The organism is Pseudomonas sp. BF-R-26, assembly GCF_019947395.1.
In the GTDB taxonomy this organism is placed as follows: Bacteria; Pseudomonadota; Gammaproteobacteria; order Pseudomonadales; family Pseudomonadaceae; genus Aquipseudomonas; species Aquipseudomonas farris.
Map to the genome: position 1 here is coordinate 123,547 of NZ_JAGYGK010000006.1, position 17,163 is coordinate 140,709.

Below are 17,163 nucleotides of genomic sequence, written 5' to 3' on the forward strand. Positions count from 1 at the left end.
AAAGAGAATGGGCTTGGAATCAGCCGAGTCGAAACAGCGACTGACCGGCTTCGACTTCGGCGCCACTCTGGGCGAGGATCGCAGCGATCCGTCCGGCGGCTTTGGCCTTGACCGGGTGGAACATTTTCATCGCCTCGATCACCGCCAGGGTTTGCCCGGCTTCGATCTGCTCGCCAACCGTGACAAAGGGTGCCTCCCCCGCAGCAGGCGTCAGATGCAGCACGCCGTACAGGCTGGCCTTGACCTCGATGGCCTGCACCGTCGGGGTATCGACCGTAGGTGGCGGCGGTGTCGATACCGGCGATTGCTCGGTCAACGGCTCTGCGGTCAAAACCTTTCCGGCCTGCTTGAAAAGACGAATCGTACTGTCGCCTTCGGTCAGACTCAGTTCGAGCAGATCGGATTCGGCGAGCAAATCGATCAACCCCTTGATGCGTTCTGAATCCATGCGTGGCCCCCTGCCTGTCGAGCGTGTCTGAGTGGATGGGGTCAATGTAGCGAGCCCGAAGTAAGACGACCAAGACGCTTTGGCTTTGGGGTGATAAGCCGTCCTTATGACCTCTCAGATCAGGCTGCCGCGCATCTCGGCGACCAGTTCCAACAGGATCGCCTTGACCGCCTGCGCCGGCACCGACAGCGGCAGGTGACCGGACAAACATAGCGCCAGTGGCGCCTCGACCTCGGGCTCGACAATGCGGCACATGTGCATCGAGGTGGCGGCGACCATCACCCGCGCCGAGGATTCGGGCAGGATGGTCGAACCGAAATGCTCGGCGACGGCGGCAGTCAGGGTGATCGAAGACTCGATTTCAGCCACCACCCTTGCGCTCAAGCCAATGCGCAGGAAGGCTTCATCTACCAGTCGACGCATGACGTTGTAGGGACGCGGCAGGAGCATGTCCATGTCCGCCAGGTCAGCCAGAGGGATCTCGTCGAGAGCGCTGACAGCAGGGTCGGCACTCACCAGATAGAGGTGCTCGCGCAGCAGCGAGACGAAGCTCAAGCCATGGACTTCACGCCCGCCATAGAGCACGGCCATGTCCATCCGGCCGTTCATGATCAACTCGCTCAAAGTGGTGCCGAAGTTCTCATTGAGGTACAGCAGAATGCCCGGATGACGCTCGCGTACCCGGCGCAACAGCGGCAAGGACAGCGTCGATGCGGCGGTGCCCGGCGCCAGGCCGACCGACACCTGCCCGGACAAAGCCTGCCCGGTGGCATTGATGTCACTTTGAGCCTGCTCACACTGGCGCAGAATGATTTGCGCATGGCCGTACAGCACCTTCCCCGCCTCGGTCGGGGTGACGCCGCGTTTGGTCCGAATCAGCAATTGCTGCTGCAGCTCCGCTTCCAGCGTGGCCAGTTGCTGACTGAGTGCCGGTTGGGCGACATGCAGCACATCGGCGGCCTGGGTCATGCTGCCGATATCGACGAGTTTTACGAAATACTTCAAACGACGCAGGTTCACGGTGGCGATGCTCTTGCTCAACAAAGGGGGGCTGCCCACAAGCTTTAGCAAGAGCCAGGCCAGCCCTTCTGTGTCTCAACCATAAGCCTTTGCTATGGCTTGATCGTTGCTGGCGGCGTTGATACCCGCCAAGGGCATACAGGCCTGTACGCACCGTATTAGTGCAAGCACTGTTCAGTTCCAGCCATAAGCGATGCCTATCCGACCAGAACGATCTCGTCTTATGGCTGCCCGGGTAGCGACTCGTACTGTAGGGCCTCGTCAACGCCATCAACGAGGAACGACACGTGACCGCCTCCCGCATCGCCGCCCGTGTGCAACGTATCAAACCATCGCCCAGCAGCGCCGCTTCCGATCGTGCGAACGAACTGCGCCGGCAAGGCAAGTCCATCATCAATCTGGTCGTCGGCGAGCCGGACTTCGATACCCCGGTGCACATTCGGCAAGCAGCCAGCGCAGCCATTGAGCGCGGCGAAACCCGTTACACGCAAAATGCCGGCACCCCGGAGCTGCGCCAGGCCATCGTCGCCAAACTGGCCCGAGAAAACGGCCTGACCTACGGTGCGAATCAGATCCTGGTCACCAGCGGTGCGAAGAGCGCGATCTTCAATGCCTTCGCCGCCACCCTCGGCGCGGGCGATGAAGTGCTGATTCCAGCGCCGTACTGGGTGTCGTACCCAGATATGGTGCTGGCCTGCGAAGGTGAACCCGTCACCCTCGCCTGCCCGGAAGAACACGCCTTCAAGCTGACCCCGGCGCAACTGCGCGGCGCGATCACCGAGCGCACTCGCTGGCTGCTGCTCAATTCGCCGAGCAACCCGACTGGCGCCAGCTACAGCGCCACCGAACTGCGCGCCCTGGCCGATGTACTGTTGGATTATCCGCAGGTGTTGTTGATGACCGACGACATCTACGAACACATCCGCTACGAAGGCCTGGACAACCCGCACATCCTCGCCATCGAACCGGCATTGACCGAGCGCACCCTGGTGGTCAACGGCGTGTCCAAGACCTATGCCATGACCGGCTGGCGTATCGGCTACGCCGCAGGCCCGGTCGACCTGATCGCTGCCATGGCGACCCTGCAATCGCAATCGACCAGCAATGCCTGTTCGGTCAGCCAGGCCGCAGCCGTGGAAGCACTCAATGGCGACCAGACGTTCGTCAAGGAAAGCGTGGCGGTCTACCAGCAACGCCGTGATCGTTGCCTGGACCTGCTCAACGCTATTGATGGCCTGAGTTGCCGCAAGCCCGACGGTGCGTTCTACCTCTATGTGAACTGCTCAGGTTTGCTCGGCAAAACCACGGCCCAGGGCAAGCAGTTGGACAGCGACTACGACGTGGTCATGTACCTGCTGGAAAGCCAGGGTGTGGCCGTGGTGGCAGGCACCGCATATGGCCTGGCGCCGTTCTTCCGGATGTCGATTGCCACCGACATCAAGACCCTCGACGAAGGTTGCACGCGTATTGCTGCTGCCGTTGCGGCTTTGAGCTGAGGACCGACGATGGCCGTGGCGACTCACCCTCCCCTGAGTTTCAAACAGGCCTTGCTGGCGATGCTCGGCATCTCGCTGGTGTTGATGCTCTCGGCACTCGACCAGACGGTGATCGGCAATGCCTTGCCAAGCATCGTCGCCGAACTCAAGGGCTTTGAACTTTACGCGTGGGTCGCCACGGGCTACATGCTGGCGTCTATCGTCACCATCCCGATCTTTGGCCGACTGGGGGATTACTACGGGCGTAAGCCCTTCGTGATCGCCGCTACCCTGATTTTCACCCTGGCGTCACTGGCCTGTGCACTGGCCAGTGACATGCTGTTACTAGTGATCGGTCGCGTCTTGCAGGGTGTCGGTGGCGGCATGCTGATCGGCACCGCATTCGCCTGCATTCCGGAACTGTTTCCCGACACCAAACAACGCCTGCGCTGGCAGATGCTGCTCAGCGCCCTGTTCAGCGTGGTCAACGCCATAGGCCCCGGGCTGGGTGGCTACCTGACGGGGGCGTTTGGCTGGCGCTCGGTGTTCTATCTCAATCTGCCGCTGGGTTGCCTGGCGCTGTTTTTTGCCTGGCGCTACCTGCCTTATTACCGTCCTCAACAACTGACAAAGATCAGCCTCGATTGGCCGGGCGCACTGCTGATCGCCCTGGCATTGGGCAGTCTGCAGTTGTTCGTCGAATGGCTGGGGCATTCCAGTCTGATGCTGAGTGCGGCGCTGGGACTGAGCTGCATCGCGGCAACCCTCGCCCTATGGCACTGGGAACGACGCTGCCAACACGCGTTGCTGCCGGCGGCGTTACTCGGATTACCGAGCATGCGCCTGTTGTTTCTGCTGTCGATGGCGGCCGGGGCGATCATGTTTTCGTTGTTGTTCTATCTGCCGCTGTTACTGCAAGGCAGCTACGGCTACTCGCCGCAGGATGCCGGCCTGCTGATTACGCCGCTGGCGTTGAGCATCACCCTGGGCGCCATCGTTAACAGTCGCATCGTGACCCGCTTACCTAATCCGAACCTGTTGCCGCTGTGTGGTTTTGTCGCGCTGCTGCTGGCCTGCCTCGGGCTGGCCATCGCCGGACGCAGTGCTTCGTTTAATGCCCTGCTCGGCTTGATCCTGCTGGCGGGACTTGGCCTGGGTTTCATCCTGCTGAACCTGACGGTCTTCACCCAGACCCTGGCCGAGCGCCAGTTCCTCGGCATCGCCACCGCGCTGACCCAATCGCTGCGCCTGGTCGGTGGTTTGCTGGGAACGGCGGGAATGGGTGTGTTGGTCAACCTGCTGTACAGCGCCAACCTGCAACGACTTTTTATCGCCCAAGAACACGCTGACGGGTTGGCGTTGTACGCCGATCCGCAAATCCTTTTGCGCCCCGATGCCGCCCTGCTCGAACACCCGCAATGGCTGAACCTGGCCCGCGATGCCCTGGCGCAGTCGGTGGGCGTCGGCCTGCTGCTGTGCGCCGGGCTCGGCGTGTTGGCGCTGTTCATCCTGTACCGCTTGCCGCCCGTGAGACTGAACGTCTTGCCGGCCAGCGTTGCTCCTGAAAAACAATAAAAACCTGACTGCCGCTTTTGACTGCCTCTCACAACACTCAATAACTCATGGGGATGACTCCGATGGAGCTTTTCAATCGCGCACCTAAAGTAATGGCCGGCATTTGCGGCTTGATCATCGCTCAACAGGGTTACGCCGCAGGCCTGGTGGAGGACAGCAAGCTCAGCGTGCTGGCCCGCAACTTTTTCAGTAATGCCGACAACCGCAGCGGCGCGGCCGATCCCAACTATACCCAGGAATGGGGCCAGGGTTTCATCGCCAACTTCCAGTCCGGCTACACCCAGGGCACAGTCGGGTTCGGCGTGGATGCCATTGGCATGTTCGGAGTCCGCCTCGACTCCGGTAAAGGCCGGCACTACAACCCCGAAAGCAAAAATTTCAACGGCAACATCTTCCCCACCGACAGTGATGGCCGTGCCGTGGATGAGTTCGGCAGCCTGGGCTTGACGGCCAAGGCGAAGTTCTCCAACACCGAACTGAAATACGGCACGCTGGTGCCGATGTTGCCTGTGGTGATGTCCACCGACCGCATGTTGCAACAGACTTTCAATGGCGGGCAGATTCAGTCCAAGGACCTGGAGAACTTCACGTTTACCCTCGGCCAGTTGGAGCACGTCAAAGGTCGTGGTTCAAGCAACCAGATGGGCATGTCGATACCCGGCGCGAACAACGCGCAGACCGGCGAGTTCGTGAACAAGTTCTACTACGGCGGCGTGGATTACAAAGCGACCAAAGACCTGACCTTGCAGTACTACTACGGCAACCTGCAGGACTTCTACAAACAGAACTTCCTCGGGCTCAAATACGATATGCAGATCGGCCCGGGCACCCTGCGTACCGATCTGCGTCACTTCGACAACCGCTCCGATGGCGCCAACGGCCATGACCCGGCGTTCTACACCTTCGGTTACTACGGCAACGGCGTCACCAAGGGCAAGGTCGACAGTCGGCTGGACAGCGCGCAATTCACCTACCTGGTGAACGGCCACACCTTCGCCGCCGGCCTGCAACAAGTCAGCGGCGACAGCGACGCGGTCTGGTTGAACCAAGGTGACGGTTCCACCGCCTATTTCATGACGGAGTCAATGATCGGCAAGTTCCAGCGCGCCGGGGAAACCACCTGGCAGGTTCGCTATGGCTATGATTTTGCGCGGGTCGGGGTTCCGGGCTTGAGCTTTCTGGGCATGTACGAAAGCGGCTCGAACATCCGTACCCCGACAGGCGACAAAAGCGAGTGGGAACGCAACCTGACGGTGAGCTATGTCATTCAGCAGGGGCCGCTGAAGGACCTGAGCATTGCACTGCGCCATGCGTCACTGCGCACTGAGGTGTCGACACAACGCGATAGCGACGAGCATCGGGTGATCGTCAGCTACCCGCTGAACATTCTGTAAGGCAATGAAACCCGGCGTAAACGCCGGGTTTCGGCTCCTTCTTTATGCTTATCGCTCCGACAAACTCTCATTTGAGGAACACCTGAGCATCATCGTCAACCCGTATTTATCTGGTTCAATTCAACTGAGCACGAATAGAGGTTGCCCAAAAACACAATGCCAGATAACAACAATTTTCAACTCCTACAGTGAACTGACCGAAGAAAAGCGATTCCTCACGTCTCGCTTTTCTTACTGCTATCCCCACCCTTTAACTTGATTCTGACTTCATATCACTATGGGCCAGCATCATGCCGACTTCCGCCTTTCGCTGCTCGTTGCTACTTTCGCTAGCTATCGTCCATGGCAGTAGCTATGCCGCATCGGCTGATGAGCAAGTACAGCTAAGCCTGGTCCAACAGCAACTCGACACTATCGAACGCCTTACGACGCGAGCCGAGTTAGCCAGTACCCCTGAATCAAACGAACGCTATCGCTTCGACTACCCCCAATTGCTCCAAGACATCCAACGTATCCGTCACGGTGTGCAGAGCTACCTGTCCCCCTCCCGCGCTCAACCCCGCGATCCCAGTGAACTGTTAGGCGATTACAGCCTCGACACTCCGTCCGCGGAGCCCTCGCCATGAGCATGACCGACGCCCAGACCGCGGCCTTCCAAAACGCCTCCGGCTTTTCGGCGCAGAGCAGTTCGACGCTCTGGCTGTCCCTGGTTCTCGTCCTGGCTTTGCTCTGGTGCGCCTGGGTGATGTGGACGGCTTACCGGGGATGGGCGACAGGCAGTGTGCGCTTCGGTGCTTTTGGCGGCAGCGCTGCGCGAGTACTGCTCACATTGTTGGTCCTGATGTTTTTCACCCTTTCCTAAACCAGGAGATCGCCGTCATGCTCAAGTGCCTTGTCCCCCTGAAAAACAACCTGCGTGATCGTGCGACCCAGCGCTTGATCGGTCTGCTGCTGGTACTCGGTCCAAGCCTGGCTTTTGCCGAACTACCGACTATGGAAGCTCCTTCACGCGGTGAAGGCTCCGGGTTGATCGAGACGATCAAAAACTACGCCTACGACGGCGGCATTCTGCTTGGTCTGCTGATCGCCCTGCTCGCGTTTCTCGGTGTGGCCTGGCACTCACTGACCGTCTATGCCGACGTGCAGAACCAACGCAAGACCTGGAAAGACTTAGGTGCGGTGGTCGGTATCGGTGCTCTGTTGGTGGTGATCATCATCTGGTTCCTGACCAAGGCTGCCGCGATTCTGTGAGGTCGGCATGAACGACACTATCGAACGCCTGGCCGACGGCACCTTGGTCTTTCTCCCTGAGCGACTCAATCGTGATCCCGCCGTATTGCGCGGGTTGACCAATGATGAGATGTGGGTAGCACTCGGCACCGGCGCCGTCATTGGCCTACTGCTGGGCGTTCCTCTGGCGATTGCCACCGCCTCCATTGCCGTAGCGCCGACCGGCATGATCGCAGGCATGGCGCTTGTGCTATTTGCCGGTGGCACGCTACTGCGCCGGGCCAAACGGGCTCGCCCCGAGACCTGGTTGTACCGCAAACTCGAATGGGTACTGGCTAGCCGTTGGCGCTTGGGTCGCGGCAATCTGATCCTCCACTCCGGTGCCTGGACGGTCCGCCGTTCACGTCGGCTGCGTCCTGCCCTGTCCCGGTGGCAGCCATGAGTCGTTTTCGGAACAAGGTCGATGCCCAACAGGCCCATATCTTCAGCCTGCGTCTGGCGGTAGTGATCCTCACCCTGCTCTGCGCCGGACTCTGGTATGGCTGGCGCTCGGCACCGACCGATCTGACTGTGCATGTCCCCCCGGATCTGCGCTCGGGTAGCACGCGCAAATGGTGGGATATCCCCTCAGAGAATGTCTATGCCTTTGCCCTGTACATCTTTGGTCAACTCAACCGCTGGCCCTCGGATGGCGAGCAGGATTATCGCCACGCCATCTATGGCTTGCAGTCCTACCTGACACCCGCCTGCAAGGCCTTCCTTGACGGTGATTACGAGTACCGCAAGGCCGCCGGCGAACTGCGTCAGCGGGTGCGTGGCGTCTACGAAATTCTGGGTCGAGGCTACAGCGAGGATCCTGAACTCCGGGTCAAGCAACTCGACCGTGACAGCTGGCTGGTCAAGCTCGACCTCAACGCCGATGAGTATTACGCCGCTGAACCGGTGAAACGGGTGGTGGTGCGCTATCCATTGCGCGTGGTGCGTTTTGACCTGGATCCCGAGCGCAACAAGTGGGGGCTGGCGCTGGACTGCTACCAGGGCACTCCGCAAAAAATCTCCCTGCCTGGAGGTGAACCATGAAGCGGATATCTACTCTGGGACTCACCGTCGTACTGATGTTATGGGGAGCCGGAACGCAGGCCGTCGAGCTGATGCACTGGGAACGCCTCCCCCTCGCGGTCCCGCTGGTGATCAATCAGGAACGGGTGGTCTTTGTCGATGAGGATGTTCGAGTCGGCGTGCCCTCCACCTTGACGGGCAAGCTACGCGTGCAATCAACCGGCGGCACGCTGTACTTGCGCGCGTCGGAAGCCATTGCCCCGACCCGCCTGCAACTGCAATCGGTCGCGACGGGCGAGATCATCCTCCTGGACATCGCGGCCACGCCTGGCGATCAACCGTTGGAGCCCGTGCGTATTCTCAAGAATGCTCAGGTGCACGCTACCGAGGCTGAATCGAGCACCGCCCCTGTTCCAGAACGCACGCCGATCCCGGTCGCGTTGACGCGCTACGCCGCACAGAGCCTGTACGCGCCGTTGCGCACCGTGGAGTCCCTGCCCGGTGTACGCCGCGTCCCGCTCAAGCTGCGCACCGAACTGCCAACCCTGCTACCGAGCGAAAACGTGTCCAGCACACCCATCGCCGCCTGGCGACTCGGTGACTATTGGGTGACGGCGGTTAAGTTACGCAATCGTGGTTCAGAGACTGTGCAACTCGATCCACGTCGGCTTCAGGTCACGCTGTTCGCCGCGGCCTTCCAGCATGCTTTTCTCGGGCCTGTCGGCAGCGCTGAAGACACCACGATTGCCTACCTCGTCACCCGCGGTGCCGGCCTCGAACACACGGTGCTGTTACCCCCGCCCGTTGCGCGAGGTGCTGGCGATGAAAACTAATGCGTTGCTCAAATGGCTGGTACCGGCTGCGCTGCTGGCCGTGGTGGTGATCATCCTGAAAAGCTGGGTCGCGGGTAGTAGCACTCCCTCTCCAGAGCACCCAGTTGATCAGAACAATATTCAGTTATCCGCGGAGCAAGCCAAGTCGCTCGGCATTGCGGGCGATACCCCACGCGACACGGTCGCCACCCTGGTCGGCCAGGTGAAGGCCATGCGCAGCGACATGCTCGGTTTGAAGAAACACAATGACTCATTGCAGACGGAAAACAACCGCCTGCGCGAGCGGGAAAACAGTGTCGATTCGCGTATTCAGACGGCGCTCGGCAGTGTGACCCAGCAGGTTGACGAAGGCCGTCGCCAAGCCAACGAGGCCCGACTCAAAGCGGAACAAGACAGTCGCCAGGCCCATGGGCTGCTGACAAAGTTGCAGGATCAGTTGTCCGGACTGACCGGCAAGGGTCAGGATCTGCCGGTCGGACTGGGGCTTCAGCCAGGCGATGGCGCTCAGTTCGAGGGAGGCCATCCTGCCGGTGACACGATGCAGTGGATTGAACCCTCGGATACTCTGCCCACCGACACCCGAGAAAAAGCCAAGACCTCCTCCACGCTAAGTCTGCCTACCGCTTTCAACTCGCAGGAAGGCCTGAAAGACAACGCTATTGATCGCAGCCAGAAACAGGTGCGGGCGGTCACCCAGGGTGAGCGTGACCTGACGCGATCCGTTGACCGTACCGACGGAGCAAAACCGATCTACACCATTCCTGAAAACGCCACGCTGATGGGCTCGGTCGCCATGACCGCACTGATCGGCCGAGTTCCGGTGGACGGCACCGTGAATGATCCCTATCCCTTCAAGGTGCTGGTCGGTCCGGAGAACCTGACTGCCAACGGCATCGACCTGCCGGACGTCGCGGGGGCCGTGATGAGCGGCACAGCCTCCGGTGACTGGACCCTGTCTTGCGTACGCGGACAGGTCGAGTCGATCACCTTTGTGTTTACCGATGGCACCATCCGCACGGTGCCTCAACCGAAAGCGGTAGCCAGCCGCAATGCCTCCACCACCCAGAGCTCAAACACCGACAAGATCCGCGGTGGACTCGGTTACCTGTCCGATCCGTATGGCATTCCTTGCATTGCCGGCGAGCGCCGCTCGAACGCCCAGCAGTACCTCGGCAGCCAGAGCCTGATCACTGCGGCCGGCGCGGGTGTCGCTGCCTTGCTCGGGAATGAGCAAAACAACAGCAGCGTGATCAGTTCGGGCGGCAGTGCGTTCGGGGTCACCAGCAGCAGTGGCAATAGCGCACTGAATTCAATTCTCAGTGGTGGGGTCAGCGACATCCGCGAGTGGGTCAACAAACTGTATGGCGAAGCCTTTGCTGCCGTGTACGTGCCACCGGCAGCACAGGTCGCACTGCACCTCGACCATGAGATCACCATCGACTACGAGCCCAAGGGCCGGAGCGTTCGCCATGAAAAAGACCATGCTTCTTTGCCTGACCTGGATTAGCGTGCTCTGCTGGGTCCTGACGGGGTGTTCCACCGACAAAGACACGCTTTTGCCCCATGGCGAGCAAACCATGCTGGACATCTGGAACGGTGCCGGTTCGCAAGGCACTCAGCAGCAACTGCTGGATGCTCGGCAGCAGTTACGCCGTCCGCTGGCCCAGGCGAATTTCTCCGCCGCTCTCCAAGAACCGTACACACGCACAGCGACGAACGAGATCCACAATTTGTTCCCTCGCCTGCCCAATCCCGACCTGGTGCTGTACGTGTATCCGCATCTGAGCGGCACCGAGCAGGTACCGGTCCCGGGTTACTCGACGGTCTTTCCGTTCTACCAACGTGTGCAGTACGCATTACCTGGTGAACGTCAGGAAGACTTGTAGTGCGTACTGGCGATTCGGGCAACCGCACTGCCGCGTGGAAAGCCTGGCGCAACCCATTACGCCCTCGCGCCACGTTGGCCGATGACGCCGCACTCTATGCGCACAACCCTAGCTTCACCGATCACCTGCCGTGGGTCGAGTACCTCGACGCCGAGCAGTGTTTTCTGCTCGATGACAATCGCTCGGTGGGCGCGGTGTTCGAGTTGCTGCCCATCGGCACTGAAGGGCGCGAACCCGATTGGTTGATGGCGGCCCGCGATGCCCTTGAAGATGCCCTGCAGGATAGCTTTGACGAGCTGGATCAAGCGCCTTGGGTGGCGCAGTTTTTCTGCCAGGACGACAACGACTTCACCCCCTACCTGACCCGGTTCACCGACTATATCCAAGATAGAGCACGAGGCACGGTCTTCACCGAGGCATATTTGGAGCTAAGCCGCCATCATCTGAAGGCCATCGCAAAGCCCGGTGGTCTGTTTGAGGATAAAGTGGTGACACGCCTGCCCTGGCGTGGCAATAACCGCCGGGTGCGCCTGGTGGTCTATCGCTGGCTCGAGTCTGACGCTGAGGAGGCAGGACTCACCCCGGTGCAATCCCTGCATCAAGCTTGCGAACGTATCGCTGCTTCGTTGCAGGCATGCGGGGTACAAACGACACGAATCGATGGCCGAGGTCTTTATGCCTGGTTAGTGCCCTGGTTCAATCCTGCGCCCAAGCTCACCGATGGAGCGCCCGAGGAGTTCTACCGCCGCGTGGCCTATCCGGAGTCGGGTGACGGTGAGTCGCTGGATCTGCCCTTCGATCATGACTTTGCCGAGCGGCTGTTCTTCAACGAACCGCGTTCGGATGTGCAGCACGGACTCTGGTTTTTCGACGATCAACCCCACCGGGTGATGGTGGTGGACAAACTGCGGCGGGCACCATCGATTGGTCAACTCACTGGAGAAACCCGCAAGGGCGACGCGGTGAATGCTCTGTTCGACCAGTTACCCGAAGATACGGTGATGAGTCTGACCTTGGTGGTCAAACCGCAGGATGTACTTGAGGAGCAGTTGAACCGCCTGGCCAGCAAAGCCATCGGTGAAAACCTAGCCTCGACCCAGACCCGTCAGGATGTCGAAGAGGCTCGCGCGATCATCGGCCGCCAGCACAAGCTGTACCGAGGCACCCTGGCGTTCTACGTACGCGGTCACGACGAACAGCAATTGCACCAGCGCTCGGTCAGCCTGGCTAACGCACTATTGGGTGCGGGCCTACAACCGGTACGCGAAGGTGATGAAGTCGCCGCCTGCAACAGTTACCTGCGTTGGTTACCGATGGCTTACAACCCGGCCCGCGACACGCGCAACTGGTACACCCGCCTGATGTTTGCCCAGCACCTGGCGAATCTGGTTCCGGTGTGGGGCCGCAGCACCGGCACCGGCTACCCGGGCATCACTCTGTTCAATCGTGGTGGCTCGCCGTTGAGTTTTGATCCGTTGTCACGCCTGGACCGAGCCATGAATGGTCATCTGCTGTTGTTCGGCCCCACCGGCGCCGGCAAGTCGGCCACTCTGGTCACCCTGCTGATGCAGGTCATGGCGGTGTACCGCCCTCGCCTGTTTATCGTCGAGGCCGGCAACTCATTCGGCTTGCAGGGCGACTACTTCGCGACACTGGGCCTGTCGGTCAACAAGGTCCAATTGAAACCTGGCGCCTCGGTCAGTCTCGCGCCCTTTACCGATGCTTGGCGCCTGGTCGAGCAACCGGATCAGGTCGCGAGTCTGTCGATCGATGAGCTGGACGATGAGGTGGTAACCAGTCGCGAAGACCAACGCGATATTCTCGGCGAACTGGAAATCACCGCTCGCCTGATGATCACCGGCGGCGAGTCCAAGGAAGAAGCCCGCCTGAGTCGAGCCGATCGCAGCCTGATTCGCGAGTGCATTCTGGATGCGGCGCAGACCTGTGTCGCGGCGGGTCGTCAGGTGCTGACTCGCGATGTGCGCGACGCCTTGCTGCGCGTCGCCGCCGACCCGTGCTTGACGGAAAAGCGTCGCGAGCGCGCCCAGGAAATGGGTGAGTCCATCGACCTGTTTTGCCAAGGCTTCGAGGGTGAACTGTTCGATCGTGAGGGCACGCCTTGGCCCGAGAGCGATGTGACCATTGTCGACCTGGCCACCTATGCTCGTGAAGGCTACGAAGCCCAGATGTCCATCAGCTACATCAGCCTGATGAACACCGTAAATAACCTTGCCGAGCGCGACCAGTACCTGGGCCGACCGATCATCATGGTTACCGACGAGGGCCATATCATCACCAAAAACCCGCTGCTGGCGCCCTTCGTGGTCAAAGGGACGAAGATGTGGCGCAAGCTTGGCGCCTGGTTCTGGCTGGCGACGCAAAACCTTGCCGACTTTCCCGCTGCTGCGCAGACCATGCTCAACATGATCGAATGGTGGATTTGTTTGAACATGCCACCGGCGGAAATCGAAGAAATCGCACGGTTCAAGAAACTCACGCCGGCGCAGAAAGCGCTGTTGCTTTCCGCCAGCAAGGAGCCGGGTAAATACACCGAGGGGGTCGTGCTGTCGAAAAAACTCGAAACGCTGTTTCGAGCCGTGCCGCCAAGTCTTTATCTCGCCCTGGCCATGACAGAGCCCGAGGAAAAAGCCGAGCGCTGGACACTGATGCAAGAGAATGGCTGCTCAGAGTTGGAAGCGGCTTACCGGGTAGCCGAACGGATCGATAGAGCGCGAGGAATAGAACCCGCATAGGGAATCTATTCAGGTATCGCGCTCTAAAGCGAGTGACAGGTTATTACGATGCGCCTCGAAGCCGCTGCTGAATCCTCAACAAGAATCCGGCTTCAAAAGCATCTTGGCAGTCACCGACCGGAAAGGTCTTGCGTGTTTGCGCCAGCTCCCACCACAGTGGAATCTCACCGGGCGTATCAAGCCAAGCCTGGGCGCATTGCACGCCACGTTCGATCATCGGAGCAAATTCGTTGCCCCAAGGTGTCAGAAGACTTGGGCAACCATCCGCCGCAGGAATTGAAATGTAGTTTTCGTCCATACACACCCTAGATGTCTGATTTTATTGTTAGACGCTGGACCCAGCATGGAAATCATAACGAAACCAAATGAACGCTCGATAACAGACATCAGCATCAAATGGCCTAGATCAATACCAATGTAGACTATATCCCGTGGATTGAGAGTCCCTCAAGGCGCAATTTGCGCGCATGACTCAAGACTACGAACAGCTGCGTCTGCAACTGGCGGAAAACATCCGCTTGATGCGACGTATAAAGAACCTTACCCAAGAGCAATTGGCGCTCACGGCCGAGGTCGATCGTACCTACGTCAGTCAAATCGAACGATGCACGGGCAATCCGTCGCTGATGGTCCTATGCAAGCTCGCCAACATTCTCGAGGTTACGACGGATCAGCTACTTATCGAGCCAGACTCCCTTCGCCGTGCGCTGAGCATCGAATAGCCACCTCGTCGCCCTGAAAATCCTTGTAAACCGACAACGCCAGCTTCAGCTTTATCACTGACGGTGTAGGTTCAATCATTGAACGTGTCCAGGCCATTAGCCCAAAGAGCCTGGATCATGCCTGTCGTATGTCCGTCAATTGCGCCCCAGAAGCTACGACCTTTGGCGCTGAGCATCCTGCTGGCGTGCGGGCCAAGCGTGGCGCTGGACACCGGCAGCATCACGTCCTCCGTACTTTCGCCAAGTTGTCTCGCCTACAGGGTCGTCGGCATTTGTTTCTGGCTGCTCTGCACGCCCTTCGGCTGCACAGTCAAAACCTCGACCAAGGTTCGTCATTTCATTCCTGAACTGGTGGTCTCGAGCTACGCCACCACCGGCAATAACCCGTGGACTGAAATGGCCACCCTCTCCTCTCCCATCAGCGGTGCGGAAGGTGGCGGTAACCTGATCACCCCGAACACCCAGCGCGACAACCTGCCTCGTTTCAAAAACGTCGATGGCATTGGTCATCCCGGTGGCTGGGCCGCCACGCAACTGGCCTCGCAATCCGGCTACGCCTGCGCCAGCGGTGCGACTGCGTTCATGCCCTACTACCTGAGCACCCTGGACTCACTGGCCTGGCGCCATGGCATACCCGAAAGTCTTTACCCCGAGTCGCTCATGCCCGGGATCCATGAAGTCGGTCGTCAGGCCTCAGGAAACATGTGGGGCAACGTCTATCCCCGTCAGGGTTTTCTGGTACAGCCCGACGATTTCAAGGCGGCCGCAGTCATGGCGCAACGGGCCGGCGATGTGATTACCCGTAACGGGCAACCACATGTGTATGTACCGCTCACCCCCACCCCACGTGACGGTTACTGGCCGCCTGGTCCTATCGTTGAAAACGACGCATCAACCCACAAATGGCAGTTGCTCTCCCCCCAGATTCAGCCCACGTGTGCCCTCTTCCCCAGCGATCCAGTGCAGAGCGCGGATGGCGGCTACGCCTGGTCGCTGTGGCGGCCCTATAGCTGCTGCAAACGTGAGGGGCAGACCTTTCTGTTCAGCATCGACTTCGAAGGCGGTGCTTCATGAGTCGGCTTCTCGCACGACCATGGTTGGGCGTGATGAGTCTGTTGTTCTACGGACTGCTCGCCATTGCCACGCATGCCCACGCCGCCGAAGGCGATTACCGCCTGGGCACTCAAGGCGAAGTGCTCGACGACCGGGTGATGTACACCATCGGTGGCGGCTCGGCAGTCGGCTCACCGAGCTCGCTCTACCGACCCAGTGGTCTCGGGGTCGGCGGCTCCTGGCGAGCGAACATGATGTGCGGAAACATGAGTCTCACCAACACCCTGCAAAACCAGCTGAACGGCGTCACCGAAGGTTTCCAGCAGATCATGGGCAGTATCGTGCAGAACGCGACTCAAGCCGTGATGTCGCTGCCGGCGTTGATCATCCAGCGCGCCAACCCCGGTCTCTATGAGTTGCTGAGTAACGGGGTGATGCAGGGGCGTATCGACTTCGACCGCTCCAAGCTGACCTGCCAGGCCATGGCCGAAAAGATGGCGGACAAGGTCGGTCAAGCCGGTTGGGGCGCGCTGGCCAAGAACCAGGAGATGCAGGGCAATCTGGGGCAAACTGGCGGTGATGCGGTGGTTGCGGTGAAAAACACCGAGGCGCGTAACGGCAACAATGGGGTGTCCTGGGTCGGCGGCCAGAAGGCTGGAGGTAGCGGGCAGCCCCCCATCCGTGTGACCTCCGACGTAGTGCGAGCAGGCTACAACCTGCTGCATAACCGGACGGTGGATGACAGTGCCTCGATCAATAGCAGCGATTGCCTCGGTGGGGCTATTTGCCAGACCTGGGCCTCGCCCCAGGAGGAATCCGAATGGGCCGTCCGCGTGCTGGGCGAGAGCGAAGTCTCGACCTGCGACAGCTGCGAAACCCTGCGTGCGACCGCTGGCAGCGGATTGACGCCGCTGATCCAGGAGGCCTACAGCGAACGCCTCAAGGCCCTGCAAGGATTACTGTCGGGCTCACTGCCGCCTACCCCTGACAATCTGGCGAAAGCCTCCAGCCCGATGCTGCCGGTAACCCGTGGAGTGGTCGAAGCCCTGCGCGACGATCCCGACCAGGATCTGTTGGCACGGCGCCTGGCCAGCGAGACGGCCTTGTCCAGCGTACTCGACAAGGCGCTCCTGCTACTGCGTACGCTACTGGCGGGCAGCCACGAACCCAATATCGCCTCAGCTGAGTCGGCACAGAGCGCCTTGACGAAAAACATCGACGCCCTAGAGCGCGAAATACGCCTGCTACAAACCGAGCTGCAGGTCCAGCAGATGCTCGCCACCAATACCGCCAGCCTGGTGCTCGATCGACATGCGGGTGGTGCCGATGCTTCGCGTACCGTCGAGCAAGGCGACCCTGAGCCGGGCCGACTCAATGATGCTGACGCTAGGCGCAAATGAGCCATGAAACACTCACCGCTATTCACTTTGCTTTCGAGTCTGGGGATTGCCGCGGTGATGGTCCTGACCGCCACACTGGTCGCCTGGATCGGCCGCACTGCGCTGGGGAGTTTCGAGGCCTGGCAGCAGGCATTCGAATCCGCACGACCTTATCTGCGGTGGTGGCGCGCCCTGCTCTACGCCGCCCTCTTTGCGCTCTGGTGGGACCTGCTTCGGCGCTACCGACATCGACCACAGGATCGACTGCGCGTGAAACGCATCGGGGCATTAGGGCTCGTGCTCTCGACCGTCGTCGAACTCACCCGACTGTGAGGT

19 protein-coding genes are annotated in these 17,163 nt (G+C 60.2%); 16 read left to right on the forward strand and 3 right to left on the reverse strand.

The window, feature by feature from the left end:
• Positions 1-19: 19 nt before the first annotated feature.
• Both KGB18_RS10225 and nac read right to left on the reverse strand, forming a co-directional pair.
• A complete protein-coding gene (locus tag KGB18_RS10225) occupies positions 20-448 on the reverse strand; it encodes an acetyl-CoA carboxylase biotin carboxyl carrier protein (protein ID WP_223569813.1) in 429 nt (142 codons plus the stop codon).
• A gap of 114 nt (positions 449-562) precedes the next feature.
• Positions 563-1,468: a nitrogen assimilation transcriptional regulator NAC gene (gene nac / locus KGB18_RS10230; protein WP_223569814.1), complete on the reverse strand. Its 906-nt coding sequence runs from the start codon at positions 1,466-1,468 to the stop codon at positions 563-565.
• Positions 1,469-1,755: 287 nt separating this feature from the next.
• Between nac and KGB18_RS10235 the strand changes: the two genes are divergently transcribed.
• The 12 genes from KGB18_RS10235 to KGB18_RS10290 all read left to right on the forward strand — a co-directional run bounded on the left by KGB18_RS10235 (position 1,756) and on the right by KGB18_RS10290 (position 13,673).
• Positions 1,756-2,964 carry an aspartate transaminase gene (locus tag KGB18_RS10235; protein WP_223569815.1) on the forward strand — a complete coding sequence of 403 codons (1,209 nt, stop codon included), beginning with the start codon at positions 1,756-1,758 and terminating at the stop codon, positions 2,962-2,964.
• A 9-nt stretch (positions 2,965-2,973) separates the two neighbouring features.
• On the forward strand, positions 2,974-4,518 hold the full coding sequence (locus KGB18_RS10240) for an MFS transporter (RefSeq protein WP_223569816.1): 1,545 nt from the start codon (positions 2,974-2,976) through the stop codon (positions 4,516-4,518).
• A 62-nt stretch (positions 4,519-4,580) separates the two neighbouring features.
• A complete protein-coding gene (locus KGB18_RS10245; protein ID WP_223569817.1) occupies positions 4,581-5,912 on the forward strand; it encodes an OprD family porin in 1,332 nt (443 codons plus the stop codon).
• A 290-nt stretch (positions 5,913-6,202) separates the two neighbouring features.
• Positions 6,203-6,538, forward strand: a complete 336-nt coding sequence (locus tag KGB18_RS10250; protein ID WP_193864049.1) for an RAQPRD family integrative conjugative element protein — start codon at positions 6,203-6,205, stop codon at positions 6,536-6,538.
• Complete coding sequence (locus KGB18_RS10255) at positions 6,535-6,774, forward strand: TIGR03758 family integrating conjugative element protein (protein WP_223569818.1); 240 nt, start codon at positions 6,535-6,537, stop codon at positions 6,772-6,774. Before KGB18_RS10250 ends, KGB18_RS10255 begins: the two co-directional genes overlap by 4 nt.
• Before the next feature lie 17 nt (positions 6,775-6,791).
• Positions 6,792-7,163 (forward strand): TIGR03745 family integrating conjugative element membrane protein, encoded by a 372-nt coding sequence (locus KGB18_RS10260; protein WP_122419352.1) that lies wholly within the window; start codon positions 6,792-6,794, stop codon positions 7,161-7,163.
• 7 nt (positions 7,164-7,170) lie between these two features.
• On the forward strand, positions 7,171-7,584 hold the full coding sequence (locus KGB18_RS10265) for a TIGR03750 family conjugal transfer protein (RefSeq protein ID WP_223569819.1): 414 nt from the start codon (positions 7,171-7,173) through the stop codon (positions 7,582-7,584).
• Positions 7,581-8,222 (forward strand): PFL_4703 family integrating conjugative element protein, encoded by a 642-nt coding sequence (locus KGB18_RS10270; RefSeq protein WP_223569820.1) that lies wholly within the window; start codon positions 7,581-7,583, stop codon positions 8,220-8,222. Before KGB18_RS10265 ends, KGB18_RS10270 begins: the two co-directional genes overlap by 4 nt.
• The gene (locus tag KGB18_RS10275; RefSeq protein ID WP_223569821.1) at positions 8,219-9,034 is read left to right on the forward strand and encodes a TIGR03749 family integrating conjugative element protein; all 816 of its coding nucleotides are present in this window, start codon (positions 8,219-8,221) and stop codon (positions 9,032-9,034) included. The genes KGB18_RS10270 and KGB18_RS10275 overlap by 4 nt, the downstream gene beginning before the upstream one ends.
• Positions 9,024-10,541, forward strand: a complete 1,518-nt coding sequence (locus tag KGB18_RS10280; RefSeq protein WP_223569822.1) for a TIGR03752 family integrating conjugative element protein — start codon at positions 9,024-9,026, stop codon at positions 10,539-10,541. The genes KGB18_RS10275 and KGB18_RS10280 overlap by 11 nt, the downstream gene beginning before the upstream one ends.
• Positions 10,504-10,920 carry a TIGR03751 family conjugal transfer lipoprotein gene (locus tag KGB18_RS10285; RefSeq protein ID WP_223569823.1) on the forward strand — a complete coding sequence of 139 codons (417 nt, stop codon included), beginning with the start codon at positions 10,504-10,506 and terminating at the stop codon, positions 10,918-10,920. The genes KGB18_RS10280 and KGB18_RS10285 overlap by 38 nt, the downstream gene beginning before the upstream one ends.
• On the forward strand, positions 10,920-13,673 hold the full coding sequence (locus KGB18_RS10290; RefSeq protein WP_223569824.1) for a conjugative transfer ATPase: 2,754 nt from the start codon (positions 10,920-10,922) through the stop codon (positions 13,671-13,673). Before KGB18_RS10285 ends, KGB18_RS10290 begins: the two co-directional genes overlap by 1 nt.
• A 43-nt stretch (positions 13,674-13,716) precedes the next feature.
• Here KGB18_RS10290 and KGB18_RS10295 read toward each other — a convergent pair whose 3' ends face one another.
• On the reverse strand, positions 13,717-13,971 hold the full coding sequence (locus KGB18_RS10295) for a LasR-specific antiactivator QslA (protein WP_032866288.1): 255 nt from the start codon (positions 13,969-13,971) through the stop codon (positions 13,717-13,719).
• A 169-nt stretch (positions 13,972-14,140) separates the two neighbouring features.
• Here KGB18_RS10295 and KGB18_RS10300 point away from each other — a divergent pair, with 169 nt between their 5' ends.
• From KGB18_RS10300 to KGB18_RS10315, 4 genes are all read left to right on the forward strand, one after another.
• A complete protein-coding gene (locus KGB18_RS10300) occupies positions 14,141-14,395 on the forward strand; it encodes a helix-turn-helix domain-containing protein (protein ID WP_223569825.1) in 255 nt (84 codons plus the stop codon).
• 117 nt (positions 14,396-14,512) lie between these two features.
• Positions 14,513-15,469, forward strand: coding sequence for a TIGR03756 family integrating conjugative element protein (locus KGB18_RS10305; protein WP_223569826.1), 957 nt, complete (start codon positions 14,513-14,515; stop codon positions 15,467-15,469).
• On the forward strand, positions 15,466-16,848 hold the full coding sequence (locus KGB18_RS10310) for an integrating conjugative element protein (RefSeq protein ID WP_223569827.1): 1,383 nt from the start codon (positions 15,466-15,468) through the stop codon (positions 16,846-16,848). The genes KGB18_RS10305 and KGB18_RS10310 overlap by 4 nt, the downstream gene beginning before the upstream one ends.
• A 3-nt stretch (positions 16,849-16,851) precedes the next feature.
• Positions 16,852-17,160, forward strand: a complete 309-nt coding sequence (locus KGB18_RS10315; protein WP_223569828.1) for a hypothetical protein — start codon at positions 16,852-16,854, stop codon at positions 17,158-17,160.
• The last annotated feature ends 3 nt before the right edge of the window (positions 17,161-17,163 follow it).